Genomic DNA, 18,087 nt, shown 5'->3' on the forward strand with positions numbered 1-18,087 from the left:
ACATGATTGTTTAAGAGTAGGGCACAATTGTTGAACACTCGAAGTTGAGAGAATGTTTCCTTTTGCGTTGTTAGAGGGTGGACCGGGAAATCACTGGTTTTCCTCGGCGAGCTAGGGAACCTCCTCAGCCGGTACGCTAGAACTAGACTGGCTTTCTTCCCACGGGAGTTTCGCAGTTTCCAGGCCCACCTTTTCCATATGAGTGTGAACGGAAACAAGTCATGTGAGGAGAAACAAGATTAACTGGTGTGATCCCAGGACCGTTAACCTAGTTAACGTAAGGTCTAGCTCGGGGACTGGGAGACTCCCGCGGGGTAAGGAGGCTTTCCAGCTCCCCGCAGGAAAGCGAGTTGTCCCCGAGCTAGCCCAACGACTCATCAAACATAACGGTCCTTTCCATTAATAGAGCCAATGTATTAAGAAAACAAAATGTAAAACATTCTGGATTAACAATTGTATTTTGTAAACGGTGCATGCTTCTTTTTCAGTTCGCTCATACTAGGGATAATGATGAAAGGAGCGAGTTATTATGGGAAAAGAAGAAACGACAAAAAAGGGCCAAGACCAAGAGCAAGAACAGGATCAAAATTCTCAATCTTCGTTAATGCAAAAAATTCAACAGCTAGGTCAATCCAATGTACCGCAAGCACCAGACTCAAACATTCACATTTTACCTATTATTGGGCAAGTTGAGGGACATGTACAACTTCCTCCTAAAAATAAAACTACAAAATATGAACATTTAATACCTCAAATTATTGCTATTGAACAAAACCCTAAAATTGAAGGGGTCATCGTCTTGTTAAATACTGTCGGAGGAGATGTGGAAGCAGGTCTTGCCATATCTGAGATGATTGCTTCCTTATCAAAGCCTTCTGTTTCTATAGTACTAGGAGGGGGGCACTCTATTGGAGTACCCATTGCTGTAGCTACGAATTATTCTTTTATAGCAGAGACAGCTACAATGACCATTCACCCTATTCGATTAACAGGTCTTGTAATTGGTGTGCCTCAGACATTTGAGTATTTAGATAAAATGCAGGAGCGTGTCATTAATTTTGTGACACATCACTCAAACGTATCAGAGGAGAAATTTAAAGACTTAATGTTTGCAAAGGGAAATTTAACTCGTGATATAGGGACGAACGTCATTGGCGACGATGCAGTTGAGTGTGGGTTGATTGATGCAGTTGGTGGGGTTAGTCATGCAATGAAGAAATTAAATGAGTTAATCGCTGAAAATAAACAAAAAGAACAGCAGGTGATCCAATGATCCATTACACTCCTTTGAGTGACTATGACATTATTGAAGATGACGTATCAAGCTATGAGAAACATCAGACAATGACAATAAATGGGAAAATGTGTAGAGTTGAACAGCTTGATGATGGATCTTATCAACTCGTTCAGTTGCTATCTACAGATCCTCAGGATTATTTAAATCAACAATATTTACCCGGCACAATTCTAACAAACGGCCTAAGTACCTAAGGAACGGGTATATTTGTTCGCTTCTTTTTATGCTATAATAGGGTCTGAAGGGTTGCCTATCCAAACGAGGCATACTTTGGAATGAAAATCCTGTAACGGCTTATGTTGCAGGATTTCTTGTTCTCTTTTTAGAAATATTATAGTAGCTAAGAGATGGATGTTGCTCATTTAATGGAGCAATTTACTATACTTGCTTGAAAGATGGTGAGCGAATGGCGAAAAAACGTCAAAAAAAGAAACAAAAGAAAACACAAGTAAAAGATCAGGTTAAGTTTGAACTCATAGGTCTGTTATTTATATTTTTGTCCGTTTTCGGGAGTGGTGCTAGTGCGATTTCCGGTGGAGCGATTCCGAACAGTTTAGAACATTTATTCCAATTCTTCTTTGGAGTATGGTACTTTATTGTCTCCATTTTTCTATTTGTTGTGGGAATTTACTTAATGGTGCAGCGAAAATGGCCTATGTTTATACATAAACGATTTGTAGGCTTTTATATTTTGTTTGCGGCCATACTCCTTTTAACACATGTTCAAACATTTGAAGCGGTGATGAAAGATAACGTCGAGCCCTCCATATTAAAGGTAACCTGGAACCATTACCAAGCATACACTCAAGGAACCCTAGCTTCTTCTCAATTAGGAGGAGGGTTAATCGGAGGGAGTTTGTTTGCGTTTACCTATTATTTGTTCGCACCAACAGGGGCTAAGATTGTTTCTATCTTTGCGATGATTGTAGGCATACTATTCTTAACAGAGATTTCTCTAGGAGACCTCTTAAGGAGTGTGTTAGGTAAAGGAAAAGAGTTTATGGGTCATCAGTGGTCTTCTGTAAAAGAACAACGAGAGCAATATAAAGAAAAGCGTCAAAGAGATAAAGATGAACAGAAAGATGAGGAAGAAGCTCCAATTGAATATGGGAATGGAAGTAAGCAAGGCAAACAAACAGAGCCTGAGTCAGAATCAGAGGAAGCACTTTCTTCTCCTATTATTCAAGACTTTACGGACAATGCTTATAAACAAGAGAGGATTTCTGGACAGAAATCAACTGCTCAGAGCTCTCAAGAATCTCATACTGACGAGGAAGGTTTAGCTGAAACTTTACCTCTCACAGAAATGGAAAACGTGGACTATCAGTTGCCTTCCTTGGACTTATTAGCAGAACCGACTCAAAATACCCAGCAGCAAGAACGTTCTAAGATCCAAGCTACCGTAAAAAAACTTGAACAAACTTTCCATAGTTTTGGTGTGAAAGCAAAAGTGACGAAGGTCCACGTGGGGCCATCCGTAACGAAGTACGAGGTCTATCCTGATGTTGGTGTGAAGGTAAGTAAGATCGTAAATTTACATGATGATCTTGCTCTTGCATTAGCAGCTAAAGATATTCGTATAGAAGCCCCTATACCTGGGAAGTCAGCGGTAGGGATCGAAGTTCCAAATCAAGAAGTCGCAATGGTTAGTTTAAGAGAAGTGATAGAGCCTCATCAGAGCCAATCCGATTCTAAACTATTATTTGGACTCGGTAGAGATATCTCAGGTGATGCCATTGTGTCTGAATTAAATAAAATGCCTCACTTATTAGTAGCGGGTGCTACAGGAAGCGGTAAGAGTGTGTGTATTAATGGCATTATTACAAGTATTTTAATGAGAGCCAAACCTCATGAAGTAAAAATGATGATGATTGACCCCAAGAAAGTAGAACTTAATGTTTATAACGGCATACCGCATCTTTTAGCTCCGGTTGTTACAGATCCTAAGAAAGCTTCCCGGGCTTTGAAGAAAGTAGTTTCTGAAATGGAAAGAAGATATGAGCTGTTTTCAGATACGGCTACAAGAAATATTGAAGGTTACAATGAACATATAAGGAAACACAATGCTGAAAGTGAGGACTCTCAGCCACAACTCCCTTACATTGTAGTTCTAGTTGATGAGCTTGCAGACTTAATGATGGTTGCATCAAATGAGGTAGAAGATGCTATTACCCGTCTTGCTCAGATGGCGCGTGCTGCAGGCATTCATCTTATTATTGCTACGCAGCGCCCATCTGTGGATGTTATTACAGGTGTTATTAAAGCTAACATCCCTTCTAGAATTGCCTTTAGTGTATCTTCACAAACGGATTCCCGGACGATCTTAGATTCAGGTGGAGCTGAGAAACTCCTTGGGCGAGGGGATATGTTATTCATCCCTGTAGGTTCTTCAAAACCTACTCGTGTTCAAGGAGCGTTCTTATCAGATGAAGAAGTAGAACGTATTGTAGATCATTGTGTAGAACAACAGAAAGCTCAATATGAGGAAGAGATGATCCCAGAAGAAGAAAGTGAAGTAAAACAAGAGGTGGACGACGATTTATATGATGATGCTGTATCTTTAGTATTAGAAATGCAAAGTGCAAGTGTATCAATGTTACAACGAAGATTCCGAATAGGTTATACTCGTGCAGCAAGATTAATTGATGCTATGGAAGACCGTAAAATTGTAGGACCTTATGAGGGCAGTAAGCCAAGAGAGGTTCTTGTTTCACAATCATCAGAGGAAATATCTTCTTAAAGAAAGACACCAATGTGTCTTTCTTTTTTTTATGTCATACAAAATAGAGGAAACGCTTACGTTCTTGTATGACGGTGAAAGGGCCGTGGGAAGGGAAGTGAATCAATGTCAGAAAAGAGGATATTTTGATAAAAATAGTAGAATTCTATTTATTTATACTCATAAAAGTGTTATATTAATCTCGAATATGATGAGTCGAACGTCAGATGTCAGATCTCTTATAAGAGAAAACGCTTGGAGTGAACTACACATGAGTATAAAAACAGATACACGCCATTTATATTTACAAGTCATTGATCAAATCAAGAAAGATATCGATAACGGAACCTATAAAGAGAGGGAGAAGCTTCCTTCTGAGTTTCAGTTATCGAAGTTACTAGGTGTTTCAAGAGCTACATTACGTGAGGCTTTGAGAATATTAGAAGAAGAGAATATTGTAACAAGACGTCACGGTGTAGGAACTTTTGTGAATGCTAAGCCAATCTTCTCTTCAGGTATCGAAGAATTGTTTAGTGTCACTGAGATGATCGAAAGAGGCGGCATGAAACCTGGTAGTCAATATTTGTCTACTGAGATTTTGGAAGCTACTGAAGAGGATGCTAAAAAATTTTATCCTTTCCATGTCGAAAAATTAGCAAAAGTCGAAAGAGTCAGAACAGCGGATGGTGAGCCCGTTGTTTATTGTGTGGATAAGATTCCAAAAGGATTGATTCCATTGGAGCACGTACACAAAGAAGATTCCATGTTTCAGTTGTTAGAGGAATATAGTGAAAAAGTTGTAGGTTATGCAGTCACTTTTATTGAACCAGTAGGGTATCAGGAGCGTATTTCTACAATATTAAATTGTGATCCAGACCAACCCCTTCTTTTATTAAAGCAAATGCATTATACAACAGATGACGAGCCGGTTCTGTATTCTAGTAACTACTTCAGGCCAGATACGTTTGGATTCCATGTATTGCGAAAAAGAGTGTAAGGGCTTACATTTTGTGTGGATTTTAAGGAGGTGGTGGGCCTAAGCGGAAGCAGGTCGTATGAATGGTCTCTAATCTATTAATCTTTTTAAATTCGTAGGGGGTAATGAATTTGAAACAAAGTCGTATTTTACTATTAGCGTTACTATTAGCGCTAGGCATGGTTCTAGCTGCATGTGGCTCATCGGATGATGCTTCTACAGATTCTGATAGTGGTTCTGACAATGAAGACACAGAAGAAACAGATACAAGTTCAGATGATGGTTCTTCAGAAGGTACATCGAGTAATAACAGTGACTTCTCTGTAGCTATGGTTACAGATGTTGGTGGTGTAGACGATAAATCGTTTAACCAATCAGCATGGGAAGGGCTTAAGCAATTTGGTGATGATAATGGATATGAAGAAGGTAAAGGATACACATACTTACAGTCAAATGAAGCAACAGACTATGCTCCAAACTTAAATCGCCTTGTTCAACAAGGATATAACTTAATTTATGGTATTGGTTACAAACTACATGACGATATTGAGAATGTTGCAAAGCAAAATCCAGACACTCATTTCTCAATTGTAGATGATGTTGTTGAACAGCCTAACGTTGCTAGTATCACGTTCAAAGAACATCAAGGTTCGTTCCTAGTAGGTGTTGCAGCAGCTAAGAAAACCCAAACAGATAAGATTGGATTTGTCGGTGGTGTAGATGGTTTCCTTATCAACAAATTTGAAGCAGGATTCGTGGCCGGAGCTAAATCTGTAAACCCTGATATCGAAGTAGAAGTACAGTATGCAGGTGGATTTGATCAACCAGCAAAAGGTAAATCAATCGCTAGTAACATGTATAATAGCGGAATCGATATTATCTACCATGCGTCAGGTGGTACGGGTGTTGGTGTATTCAACCAAGCAAAGGACATCAAACAAAGCAACCCTGATGAAAATGTATGGGTAATTGGTGTTGACCGTGACCAGTATGAAGAAGGTCAAGTTGGTGACAACAACGTAACATTTACATCTATGATTAAACGTGTAGACATCGCTGTTGCAGACGTTGCTGAACAAGCAATGAACGGTGAATTCCCAGGTGGAGAGCAGATTGCATACGGTCTTAGTGATGACGCAGTAAGTGTTGCTGAAACAAATGAAGAAGCGTATACAGATGAAATTAAAGAAGCTGTGAAAGAATGGAAAGACAAAATCACTAGTGGTGAAGTAGAAGTTCCTCAAGATCGTGACGAACTTGAGACTTATGTAAACAACTTGTAAAAAATGTAAATCAGGCAGAAGGGGCTGGTCTTTCCTTGTAAGTCAGCCTCTTTTGTACCGTTTTATAGTAAGAAAAGTCATCAAATGAAAAGGATATCCGACAACCGGCCTTTTTCATTTGCTGATTTTAATCTTTTGTTTGGATTTTTCAGACAGGTGGAGAGGATAACTCGATATTCTAAAAGGATATCGTGTTTTCTAATGGAAGTGGGGGAGTGAATAAAGTGGACTATGTTATTGAAATGTTAAATATTCGTAAAGAATTTCCTGGAATAGTAGCCAACGATAACATTAATTTACAGGTTGAAAAAGGCGAGATTCATGCTTTACTGGGGGAGAATGGAGCTGGAAAATCAACTTTAATGAACGTGTTATTTGGATTATACCAGCCAGAGAAAGGTGAAATTCGTGTCAATGGAAAGCCGGTTAAAATTACCAACCCTAACATTGCAAACGATTTGGGTATTGGGATGGTGCACCAACACTTTATGCTTGTTGATACGTTTAGCGTAACGGAAAATATTATTTTAGGATCAGAACCTAAGAAATCAGGAACAGTCGACATAAAAAAGGCAGAAGCTGAAGTGCAAGAGATATCAGAGCGTTACGGACTTAAAGTGGATCCAACAGCAAAGATTAAAGATATATCTGTAGGGATGCAACAAAGGGTTGAAATTTTAAAGACTCTTTACCGAGGTGCCGATATCCTCATTCTTGACGAACCTACAGCAGTTCTTACACCGCAGGAAATCCATGAATTAATTGAGATTATGAGAACCCTTATTAAAGAAGGGAAATCCATTATATTAATTACACATAAGCTAAAAGAGATTATGGAAGTATGTGATCGTTGTACTGTTATTCGAAAGGGACAAGGCATTGGTACGGTAGACGTCAAAGAAACCTCTACAACTGAACTCGCGTCATTAATGGTTGGACGAGAAGTTAGCTTCCGTACAGAGAAAACGCCTGCACACCCTAAAGAAGAAATCCTTAAGATTTCTGATCTTCGTGTCAAAGATGCAAGAGGAGCTGAAATGGTGAAAGGGTTACACCTTGACGTTAAAGCGGGTGAAATAGTTGGAATAGCTGGGGTTGATGGAAATGGTCAGAGTGAACTTATTGAAGCAGTAGCAGGACTAAGAAAAGTCGAATCAGGTTCAATACTATTAAATAATGAATCTATCACTCATTTCACACCACGAAAAGTAACGGAATCAGGGGTAGCGCACATACCTCAAGATAGGCATAAATTTGGACTTGTTCTTGATTTTCCGATTGGGGAAAATATGGTCCTGCAAAACTACTATCAAAAGCCTTATTCTTCTATGGGAGTTTTAAATTATAAAGAAATTTATAAGCAGGCCAATAAACTGATCAATGAATATGATGTCCGTACACCGAGTGAACATACCCCAGCTCGTGCTTTATCAGGCGGGAATCAGCAGAAAGCTATTATAGGTCGAGAAGTAGATCGTTCTCCAGATCTTTTAATTGCAGCTCAGCCAACTCGTGGATTGGATGTTGGGGCTATTGAATTTATTCATCGGAAGTTAATCGAAGAACGAGATAAAGGCAAAGCTGTATTACTCTTATCGTTTGAACTAGAAGAAATTATGAATGTAAGTGATCGTATTGCTATTATGTTTGACGGTCAAATCGTAGCTAATGTAAAACCAGAGGATACAACTGAACAAGAATTAGGGTTGTTAATGGCCGGAAGCCAAGTAGAAAAGAAAGCAGGTGAAAGCTGATGCTCAGAGATCAACGATTCATCAATGTTTTAATACCCATTATCTCTGTCATTCTAGGGTTATTAGCTGGAGCCATTATTATGCTGAGCTTTGGCTATAATCCTGTTGAAGGGTACGGTGCATTATATGAAGGTGCATTTGGAAATTCCTACTTTATGGGTGAAACGTTTGTTAAAGTAACACCCCTTATTTTATCCGGTATTGCCGTTGCTTTTGCATTTAGAACTGGTTTATTCAATATCGGAGTAGAAGGGCAAGTGTTTGTTGGGTGGTTAGCATCTGTTTGGGTAGGTATTTCTTTTGAATCACCTATGATTATTCACCTTCCACTTGCGATTTTATCTGCAGGTGTAGCGGGTGCATTATGGGGGTTCGTTCCAGGTTTTTTAAAAGCCAAGTTTGGTGTTCATGAAGTTATTGTATCTATTATGATGAATTACATTGCGCTTTACACATGTAACGCTATAATTCGAAATGTTTTAACAGATCGATTAGATAGTACAGATCGTGTCGCTGATACAGCTTCGTTATCTTCGCAGATGTTTTATAACTGGACAGGCTCTCGTCTTCACTGGGGAGCGATTATTGCTCTTGCACTTGCATTTGTCATGTGGTTTATATTAGAAAAAACGACAAAAGGATATGAGCTTAGGTCTGTAGGATTCAATCAAAATGCGTCCAATTATGCAGGTATGAACGTTAATCGGAATATTGTTTACTCATTCTTGATTTCTGGTTCATTCGCAGGAATAGCAGGTGCCATGCAAGGTCTAGGTACATACGGGAACATGTTTGTGCAATCTAGTTTTACAAACATTGGTTTTGATGGGATTGCTGTTGCTTTACTCGGTGGTAATACCGCTCTTGGTTCTGTCTTTGGAGCTTTCCTATTTGGAACGCTTAAAAATGGAGCGGGAAGTATGCCACTTGTGGCAAACATTCCTAAAGAGTTAGTTGATATCATTGTCGCTTTAATTATTTTCTTTGTTGCATCAGGTTATATTATTCGTTGGGCTTTAACACGCTTTAAAAGGGAGGGGAAATAAATGAATATCATTGATATTTTACTAGCGATTATTCCGGTAACGATTTTCTATGCTGCCCCTCTTATTCTAACAGCGCTTGGTGGGGTCTTTAGTGAACGTGCAGGTGTTGTAAACATTGGTCTTGAAGGTCTAATGGTTATGGGGGCTTTTACAGCAATCGTAACTAATTTGATGATGGCTGATACGCTTGGGAGTTTTACACCTTATGCTTCACTTTTGCTAGCGGCTATTATCTCTGGACTTTTCGCAATAATCCATGCTGTAGCATCGGTTTCTTTTCGAGCAGATCAGGTAGTAAGTGGGGTGGCTATAAACTTCCTTGCTCTCGGTGTTTCGTTGTTCTTAGTTCAAGAACTATATGGAGCCGGTCAAACTGGTCAAGTTTCAAGGCCAATTTACTCAAATGACATTCCCATCTTAAGTGATATCCCAATTATTGGGGAGATGTTCTTTACTCACCATGTTACATCCTATGTCGCTGTAATATTAGCATTTGTTGTATGGTTTATTATCTTCAAAACACCATTTGGTCTACGCCTGCGTTCTGTAGGGGAACATCCAATGGCAGCTGATACAAATGGTATTAATGTGTATCGCACGCGATATATTGGCGTAATCCTATCAGGTGTATTCGCAGGTCTTGGTGGGGGCGTATTTGCTTTAACCATAACAGGAAACTTCTCTGGTGCTACCATAAGTGGTCAAGGATTTATGGCTCTTGCAGCTATGATCTTTGGTAAGTGGCACCCATTAGGAGCGATGGGGGCAGCATTTTTCTTTGGTTTCGCACAGAGTTTGAGTGATGTTGCAGCTGGAATTCCTTTACTTGAAAGCATTCCATCTGTGTTCTTGTTAATTGCTCCTTATGTCCTTACGATTCTTGCATTAGCTGGTTTTATAGGACGAGCTGAAGCTCCTAAAGCAATCGGCACACCTTACATAAAAGGTAGTCGATAATTCCCGGTTATTAGGGAAACAGATATATGCTTAGCCCTCAATGATAATTGTCGTTGGGGGCTTTTATTATTCCCCTCCAATTCCCCTGTATTGAATATTGCAACCAGTTTCTTCTATAGCTAAAAGGGATTTCAGGTCAATACTTTCTTCTATACATATATCATATAGTTGAGCCATCTTAAAAGTATTTTTAAAGCATTGGCGGTCATGATACATTAATATGTGAAAATTCAGAAAAAACAAAAGGTTTAGCGAGGTAGCGCTCGGTTTTTTGTAAGCGTTTTCTCGAAAGGGGAGGGTGAGCTAATTATGCTTGGTATGGAGAGTGTATCTATTGCTGTAATCTGGATTTTAACTGTACTTTCTACAATTGGGTGTGTGGTCTACGGAGCCGTGATGTGGAATAAAGGAGGGGACAGCTAATGAATATGTCGATCTTAATCCCACTATGTATTGTCTATATTGGGATTATGTCAGGTTTAGCTTATTATGGATATAAAAAGACAGTAACGGAATCTGATTACTTGCTTGGTGGAAGAAATATTAACCCAGTTGTTATGGCGCTATCATATGGTGCAACTTTTATTAGTACATCAGCGCTAGTTGGTTTTGGAGGAGTTGGATCCATTTTTGGTATGGGACTTCTCTGGTTAGCGTTTTTAAATATTGTACTAGGAATTTTCGTAGCTTTCGCAGTTTTTGGTACTCGAATTAGAAGGTTATCTATTGAGCTAGATGCATCCACATTTCCTTCATTATTAGGGAAGCGTTATGGGTCTAAATTTATTACGGTTTTTGCGGGTGCCATGATTTTTATATTTATGCCAGCTTACACAAGTATCGTATTAATCGGGGGAGGACGCTTTCTGCAAGAATCATTGTCTCTAAACTTTAATCTTTCTCTTTTCATTTTGGCTGCAATTATAGCTTTATACGTAATTAGTGGGGGCATTAAGGCTGTTATGTATACTGATGCCTTTGGTGCAGTGATTATGCTTATTGGTATGGTTGTGTTTTTAGTTGTTACTTACCAGGCTGTGGGTGGTGTGGTTGATGGTCATGCCGCGTTAAGTGCATTAAAAGATATGGTTCCTGAATCCCTCGCATCAGGTGGCCATCAAGGATGGACGAGTATGCCTGTGTTTGGAAGTCCTTTGTGGTGGACGCTTGTAAGTACAATTATCATGGGCGTTGGAATTGGTGTTTTAGCGCAACCACAGCTTATGATGCGTTGTATGACGGTTAAAGATGACAAAGCCTTATACCGTTCTGTCTTGATCGGTGGAGTATTTATTTTCTTTATGACCGGTGCTGCTTTTATAATTGGTCCACTAAGCAATGTTTATTTCATGGAAACAACAGGCCAATTATCAATTACTGCAGCGGAAGGAAATTCTGATTTAGTTATACCTAAATTTATCAATAGCTTAATGCCTGAATGGTTCATTTACTTATTTACGCTTACATTGCTGTCCGCAACCATATCAACGATCAGCTCTCTTGTGCACTTACAAGCTTCAGCATTCGGGGAAGATATTATGAAGTCTCTTGGTTTGAAGTGGAGAAGGAATGGGCAAGGAATGACTCGGTTAGGGGTAATCGTGGGCATGTTAGCTGCAATTGGCCTGGCATATGTATTACCAGGAGGGGTTATTGCAAGAGCAACCGCATTTTGGTTTGGTATATGTGCAGCAGGATTTTTGCCTACATTAATGGGAGCACTATTTTGGAAAAGAGCTTCAAAAAATGGAGCGATTTTTAGCATAATTACGGGTTTCACTGTTAGTATACTAGGATTTTTGTTTCTTCATATAAAGGAATCTGGTGTGCTTGGTTTATCACAAGCTTTGTTTGGCAAAGATGCTTTGCTTGCATTTCCATGGACGCATATTGATCCTTTATTCTACGCATTACCCTTATCAGCTCTTGTGTTCGTGACTGTAAGTTTATTGGATCGGCAGAAAGAAGCAAGTGTCCAGTCTCAATCAAAATCCATTGTAAAGTAATAGGACGCTACCTTTCCCGGAGGGGGAGGGTAGTGTTTTTGTCTTTTATGTAATACTTCTCTTTATTCGCATTCTAAAAGAAAACACGTTACAATCAAAGAATACTTAAACTATTGGATAGTTTTTCATACATTAAGATAAGCTAACCATAAATAGTGTGACTCACGAAGGAGGAAGTATGATGTCAACCATTGAAGAACATGTCTTCAAACAAGAGGGATATCACTTACATATGATCCCGACGAAGAAATATAAAACAAATACCATTTCTGTTAAATTAAAGTCACCTCTTAATCGAGAGGTCATCACAAAGAGGGCTTTGTTACCTTATGTGTTGCAACAAGCCACAAGCAACTATCCTTCTGCTCGATCTTTCCGAACAGCTTTAGATAGCCTGTATGGTGCTGTTCTAAGCGTGGATTCCTCCAAAAAAGGGGAAGATCACGTAATGACTTTCAGAATGGAGCTTCCAAATGACGAAATGCTCTCTGGAGATGAATCCTTACTAAAGCAAGGATTAGCTCTTATAAATGAAATCATCTTTCACCCTAAGGTAGAAGGTGAAGCACTAGATAAAGCAATCGTTAATCGTGAGAAGCAAACTCTAACACAAAAGATTAAGTCATTGAAAGATGATAAAATGAGTTACGCGAACACGCGCCTCATTGATGAAATGTGTAAAGAAGAGTCTTACCGTTTCCATGTTCATGGTTATGAAGAAGACCTTAATGATATTACCGCAGAGAACTTATATGAATATTACCAAGATATGTTATCAAACGATGATATGGATGTGTACGTACAAGGGAACTTAGACCCTAATGAGGTTCAGCAAATCGTTCAAGGAACGATTAAGAGACAGTCTGCCCCGAATCGTTCAGAAAACAAAACGACCCAACAAGACGCACCTTCTGAGGTTAAGGAGATTGTTGAACGTCAAAACATTCAACAAGGGAAGCTTCATCTAGGCTATCGAACATCCATTCGCTATGGCGATAAAGATTATTATGCTCTACAAGTCTTTAATGGTATTTTTGGTGGTTTTCCGTCTTCAAAATTATTTATGAATGTACGTGAGAAGCATAGTCTAGCTTACTATGCCGCTTCTCGATTTGAGAGCCATAAAGGTCTGTTACTTGTTTTTTCAGGTATTGATCCTAATGATTATGAACAAGCCAAAGATATTATTGAAAAGCAAATGGACGCTATGAAAGCAGGAGAATTTTCTGAAGAAGATGTTCAAGAAACTAAGCAACTTGTAGTTAATCAGCTAAGAGAGACGATGGATAACCAACATGGCTTAATTGAATTAATGTACCACCAGGTGCTGTCAGGTTCTAAAGTGACGCCTAATGAGATCATTGAAAACGTTGAGCGTGTCACTCACGAAGATGTTTTACAAGTAGCAAAGAAAGTAGCACTAGACACCGTCTACTTCTTAACGAAAGAAGAAGGGGGAAATGAATAATGAAGACAACTAACTATGAACAAATACAAGAAACATTGTATTCTAAAAAGCTTGAGAACGGATTAGAGGTCTACTTACTTCCTAAACGAGAAATGGCTAAGACATTTGCTGTTTTTACAACTGAATATGGATCTATTGATCAGACTTTTACACCACTTGGTAAAGATGAGCAAGTGACAGTTCCAGAAGGTATCGCTCACTTTTTGGAGCACAAACTTTTTGAAAAAGAAGACCGTGATGTATTCCAAGACTTTTCAAAGCAAGGTGCTTCACCGAACGCCTTCACATCCTTCACAAGTACAGCTTACTTGTTCTCAGCAACAAGTCAGATCTCAGAAAATGTTCAGACCCTTTTAGATTTTGTGCAGAACCCTTATTTCTCAGATGAGTCTGTTGAAAAAGAGAAAGGCATAATTGCTCAAGAGATCCGCATGTATGATGATCAGCCAGATTGGAGATCTTTCTTTGGTACCATACAGAGCCTATTTGAAGAGCACCCTGTCAAAATTGATATTGCAGGTACTGTTGATTCAATTCAGGATATTACAAAAGAAGATCTGTATACTTGTTATGAAACGTTCTACCATCCATCGAATATGACCTTTTTCCTAGCAGGTAACTTTGACCCTGAAACAATGATGAAACAGATAGAAGACAACCAGAATTCGAAATCCTTCGCTCCTCCAGAAGATATCAAGCGCTCTTATCCAAGTGAGCCAACAGAAGTTGCCAATAAGCATAAAGTAATTGAGATGCCTGTTTCTGTATCAAAATGTTTAGTGGGTGTAAAAGAAGACACTTCAAGCTTAACGAAAGATACATTTTTGCAAACGGACATGATCAAGAGTATGGTTTTAGATCATTTCTTCTCTAAGAGTGGAGAATACTTCGAAAAGCTATATAAAGAAGATCTTGTTGATGATAGTTTCTCTTTTGAAACCCATCTTCATAAGACATTCGGTTTCACCATTTTAGGTGGGAACACCAGAGAACCAGAACAGTTTCAAAAGAGGGTTAAAGAAATGCTTCATGAATTGAAAGAACGCGATCTTACGGACGAAGAGTTTGAGCGTATGAAGAAGAAGCGTATTGGACAGTTCTTACGTTCAATGAACTCTCTTGAGTTTATTGCTACTACTTTCGTTCAGTACCGTCATTTAGGGATTGATTTGTTCCAAGTTCTTCCTGAAATTGAGAAATTAACGAAACAAGATGTAATGAATCATATTCAGAATTGGATTTCAGAAGACCGCATTGCTGTTTGTGAAGTTCGTCCTTCAGAAGCGTAAGGGAATGAAGTATGAAAACATGTTTTTTATTAGGGGCTAGTGGAGGGATTGGGCAAGCTATTGCTAAAAAGCTTGCCCAATCTGGCTACAGCCTTATTTTACATTATCAAACAAATCAATATGCAATTGAACAATTGTGTAAGTCACTTCCCGAAGGTAGTGTACTACAAACCGTGCAATGTGATCTTCGAAATGAACCTAGTATAAATGAAATGGTCGAGGGCATCGAGTTCCCTGTGGATACATTGGTATTTGCTAGTGGGACGAGCTTGGTCAAACTTTTCCAAGATGTAACCTCTAAAGAGATGGATGATTTGTTATCGATTCATATAAAATCCCCGTGGCTCATTTCTCAACGCCTCCTTCCACATATGATTAAGCAAAAACAAGGTCACATTGTCATAATATCCTCTATCTGGGGTGAAGTGGGTGCGAGCTGTGAGGTTGTGTATTCTTCTGTTAAAGGTGCTCAGGATAGTTTTGTAAAAGCTCTGGCGAAAGAAGTTGGGCCCTCAGGTGTACATGTTAACGGAATACGGCCAGGCTTCATACAAACGGATATGAATGCACAATTTTCAAGTGAAGATCTAGCTGAAATTAAAGAGGAAATACCGGTAGGCAGGCTAGGAAAACCACAAGATGTTGCTGATGCTGTTGAGTTCTTAGTTGGAGCTGGCTCATCTTATATACAAGGTCAAATGTTAAATGTAAATGGCGCTTGGAATGGTTGATTTTCGTTAAGCTGATGAATAATTCTCTCCTTCTACACAAATGATAATAGTGTAAGTTCGAGTCATATGAAGGAGGAATAACCATGTCTGTATTAGATAACTGGGGTTCTTGGAAAGACTTTTTAGGTGATCGTCTTCATCAAGCTGAAGGCGATGGTTTAGATGACCGTGCCGTATCAGAACTGGCTTATGAAGTAGGCGATTACTTAGCGAACCAAGTGGATGCAAAAAATGATCAAGAAGCGGTTCTTCGTGATCTTTGGAGTGTTGCTTCTAAAGAGGAACAACATGCAATTGCAAACATGATGGTTAAGTTGGTCCACAATAACGGTACGAAGTAACAAGAGGGGGAGAGCCCCCTCTTGTTTTTTTGTTTTTTTAGTTCTTTTGTTCTTATCCTATATGGAGTTCTTTAACTCAAGAGGTTTTTATTTAGAGATCGTTTAGGTATGTTTCCGTGGGCTATAATGGAGCCGTTTGGAAAAAAGGTTGTTTGAAGGATTCATGAGCGGAGTGTTTGGGTACGTATAAGAATAGGTGTGTATAATAAAACGTTTCTGAAATCAAGACATTATATCCTTTTCTAATATTTGAAAATCATTTATGATAGTAATAGTATTCAAAAAACTTCAATTGTGAAAAGTTAATGGATCTATCGGGTAACTATGCCTGATCTTTATAGAAGAGGGATAAAGGATGGGAAGGAGTTGTGATATGGAAAAGAAGGAATGGTACTTGGAATATGAAATCCAAGTAAATAGACCAGGTTTACTAGGAGATATCTCCTCTTTATTGGGGATGCTTTCTATTAATATCATTACCATTAACGGTGTAGAGGATTCTAGGCGTGGTATGCTACTCCTTTGCAAAAATGATGAGCAGATTAATCGTTTAAGATCCATACTTGAAACAATGGACACGATTAGCATAACAAAGTTTCGTCGTCCTAAATTGCGTGACCGATTAGCAGTGAGGCATGGAAGATATATACATAGTGATATCGATGATAAGAAGACGTTTCGTTTTGTCAGAGAAGACCTTGGGCTGTTAGTAGACTTTATGGCAGAGCTTTTTAAGAAAGATGAGCATAAGCTTATCGGGATAAGAGGCATGCCAAGGGTTGGGAAAACAGAGTCGATTGTAGCAGCTAGCGTTTCAGCGAATAAGAAATGGTTATTTGTTTCAAGCACCTTATTGAAGCAAACTATTCGAAGTCAATTAATTGAAGATGAATACTCTTCTGATAACGTTTATATCCTTGACGGGATTGTTTCTACTCGTCGTGCCAATGAAAGGCACTGGCAATTAGTTCGCGAAATTATGCGCTTACCAGCTACAAAAGTAGTAGAGCATCCTGATATGTTAGTACGAGAAACCGAATACAAACTGGACGATTTTGATTATATTCTTGAGCTTAGGAATGACGAGAACGAAGAAATTACATATGAAACAGTCGACAAGCCAGACTTAGATCAAAAAGACGGCTTTTCCATGTTTGATTTTTAAGATGGAAGGTGTTATGCAATGGAAATAGGTGCTAGATTAAAGGAAGCAAGAGAGTCTCAAAACATGACTCTTGAGGATGTACAACAAGAAACAAAGATTCAAACTCGTTATTTACAAGCTATTGAAAAAGGGAATTTCAGTATTATGCCAGGTAAGTTCTATACTAGAGCTTTTATTCGTCAATATGCAGAAGCGGTTGGCTTAGATGCTGAATCCCTGATGGAGGAACATAAAAGTGAACTTCCCTCTTCTAGTGAAGAAGAATATATACAGTATACAAGGCTTCAGCGACAAAAGGATGAATCACCCTCTGGTAGGAATTCTGCATTTTTGTCATTCTTGCCAAAGCTAACCATTATTTTATTAATTGTTGGTATACTTGTTGTTGCTTTAGTGTTCTACCAAAAAACAATGGGGTCAAGTAATGATAATGACAGCCCTACACAGCAAACAGACGAGCCCGTAGATACGTATGAACGTTCTGGAAGTAATGGGAATTCACCAGAAGATAGTGGTAAGGCGAGCGCTGATGAATCTGAAGCAAATCAAGAAGAAGAAGAAAAAGATTCATCCAATAGTCAATCAAAAGATGATGATGAGTCTAATGAATCTACTCAAGAAGAAGACAAACAAGAAGATGAAACTAAAGAGGAGCCAAAGAAACAACTTGTTCTAAAAGAAAAAGGGCAAACACAAAATGGTGTAACCCCTATTTCTGTTTATGAACTTCAAAATTCTGAGGAGCTAAAAGTAACGTTCTCTACTGTTAATGGCTCAACGAGTTACGTAGATATTAAGGGTGCTTCTGGAAATCTTATTTTTATGGAGAATGCTATTAAAGATGGTCAGGAAGTTGATCTTAATGGTCAAAAAGAAGTGACTATTAACATTGGAAGAACGCCTGGGGTTACCCTTAAAATAAACGGAGAGCCTCTTGAATATCCGATTTCACCAGATAAGCAAGATGTTCAAAAAATCCGTATTATAAAAGCTTCGGCAGAATAACACCAGAAGGGAGTCATCTTGACGATGGGGCTCCCTTCTTGTATTTTATA

16 protein-coding genes are annotated in these 18,087 nt (G+C 38.8%); all 16 read left to right on the forward strand.

The window, feature by feature from the left end:
• Positions 1 to 529 precede the first annotated feature (529 nt).
• The 16 genes from IEW76_RS00325 (at position 530) to IEW76_RS20905 (ending at position 18,037) form a co-directional block, all read left to right on the forward strand.
• Positions 530 to 1,273, forward strand: coding sequence for a ClpP family protease (locus IEW76_RS00325; protein ID WP_188649834.1), 744 nt, complete (start codon positions 530 to 532; stop codon positions 1,271 to 1,273).
• Positions 1,270 to 1,491 carry a YlzJ-like family protein gene (locus IEW76_RS00330; protein WP_188649835.1) on the forward strand — a complete coding sequence of 74 codons (222 nt, stop codon included), beginning with the start codon at positions 1,270 to 1,272 and terminating at the stop codon, positions 1,489 to 1,491. The genes IEW76_RS00325 and IEW76_RS00330 overlap by 4 nt, the downstream gene beginning before the upstream one ends.
• A gap of 212 nt (positions 1,492 to 1,703) precedes the next feature.
• Entirely contained in the window at positions 1,704 to 4,037 is a 2,334-nt protein-coding gene (locus IEW76_RS00335; RefSeq protein ID WP_188649837.1) for a DNA translocase FtsK, read from the forward strand.
• Positions 4,038 to 4,287: 250 nt separating this feature from the next.
• Positions 4,288 to 5,013, forward strand: a complete 726-nt coding sequence (locus IEW76_RS00340; protein WP_188649839.1) for a GntR family transcriptional regulator — start codon at positions 4,288 to 4,290, stop codon at positions 5,011 to 5,013.
• 104 nt (positions 5,014 to 5,117) lie between these two features.
• On the forward strand, positions 5,118 to 6,275 hold the full coding sequence (locus tag IEW76_RS00345; protein ID WP_188649841.1) for a BMP family lipoprotein: 1,158 nt from the start codon (positions 5,118 to 5,120) through the stop codon (positions 6,273 to 6,275).
• A gap of 224 nt (positions 6,276 to 6,499) precedes the next feature.
• Entirely contained in the window at positions 6,500 to 8,029 is a 1,530-nt protein-coding gene (gene nupO / locus IEW76_RS00350; RefSeq protein WP_188649843.1) for an ABC transporter ATP-binding protein, read from the forward strand.
• Complete coding sequence (locus IEW76_RS00355; protein ID WP_188649845.1) at positions 8,029 to 9,075, forward strand: ABC transporter permease; 1,047 nt, start codon at positions 8,029 to 8,031, stop codon at positions 9,073 to 9,075. Before nupO ends, IEW76_RS00355 begins: the two co-directional genes overlap by 1 nt.
• Entirely contained in the window at positions 9,076 to 10,032 is a 957-nt protein-coding gene (locus IEW76_RS00360) for an ABC transporter permease (RefSeq protein ID WP_188649848.1), read from the forward strand. It begins immediately after the preceding gene.
• Positions 10,033 to 10,341: 309 nt separating this feature from the next.
• Positions 10,342 to 10,455: a symporter small accessory protein gene (locus IEW76_RS21040; RefSeq protein WP_345238887.1), complete on the forward strand. Its 114-nt coding sequence runs from the start codon at positions 10,342 to 10,344 to the stop codon at positions 10,453 to 10,455.
• Positions 10,455 to 12,038 carry a sodium:solute symporter family protein gene (locus tag IEW76_RS00365; RefSeq protein WP_188649850.1) on the forward strand — a complete coding sequence of 528 codons (1,584 nt, stop codon included), beginning with the start codon at positions 10,455 to 10,457 and terminating at the stop codon, positions 12,036 to 12,038. Before IEW76_RS21040 ends, IEW76_RS00365 begins: the two co-directional genes overlap by 1 nt.
• A gap of 178 nt (positions 12,039 to 12,216) precedes the next feature.
• Positions 12,217 to 13,506: an EF-P 5-aminopentanol modification-associated protein YfmF gene (gene yfmF / locus IEW76_RS00370; protein WP_308422020.1), complete on the forward strand. Its 1,290-nt coding sequence runs from the start codon at positions 12,217 to 12,219 to the stop codon at positions 13,504 to 13,506.
• A complete protein-coding gene (gene yfmH, locus IEW76_RS00375) occupies positions 13,506 to 14,795 on the forward strand; it encodes an EF-P 5-aminopentanol modification-associated protein YfmH (RefSeq protein WP_188649852.1) in 1,290 nt (429 codons plus the stop codon). The genes yfmF and yfmH overlap by 1 nt, the downstream gene beginning before the upstream one ends.
• A gap of 11 nt (positions 14,796 to 14,806) precedes the next feature.
• A complete protein-coding gene (gene ymfI / locus IEW76_RS00380; protein WP_188649854.1) occupies positions 14,807 to 15,526 on the forward strand; it encodes an elongation factor P 5-aminopentanone reductase in 720 nt (239 codons plus the stop codon).
• Positions 15,527 to 15,609: 83 nt separating this feature from the next.
• Positions 15,610 to 15,867: a DUF3243 domain-containing protein gene (locus IEW76_RS00385; RefSeq protein WP_188649856.1), complete on the forward strand. Its 258-nt coding sequence runs from the start codon at positions 15,610 to 15,612 to the stop codon at positions 15,865 to 15,867.
• Between the two features lie 373 nt (positions 15,868 to 16,240).
• On the forward strand, positions 16,241 to 17,032 hold the full coding sequence (locus tag IEW76_RS00390; protein WP_036778849.1) for a DUF3388 domain-containing protein: 792 nt from the start codon (positions 16,241 to 16,243) through the stop codon (positions 17,030 to 17,032).
• A gap of 18 nt (positions 17,033 to 17,050) precedes the next feature.
• The gene (locus IEW76_RS20905) at positions 17,051 to 18,037 is read left to right on the forward strand and encodes a helix-turn-helix domain-containing protein (protein WP_188649858.1); all 987 of its coding nucleotides are present in this window, start codon (positions 17,051 to 17,053) and stop codon (positions 18,035 to 18,037) included.
• Positions 18,038 to 18,087 lie beyond the last annotated feature (50 nt).

Source organism: Pontibacillus salipaludis, assembly GCF_014642405.1.
GTDB lineage: Bacteria > Bacillota > Bacilli > Bacillales > BH030062 > Pontibacillus > Pontibacillus salipaludis.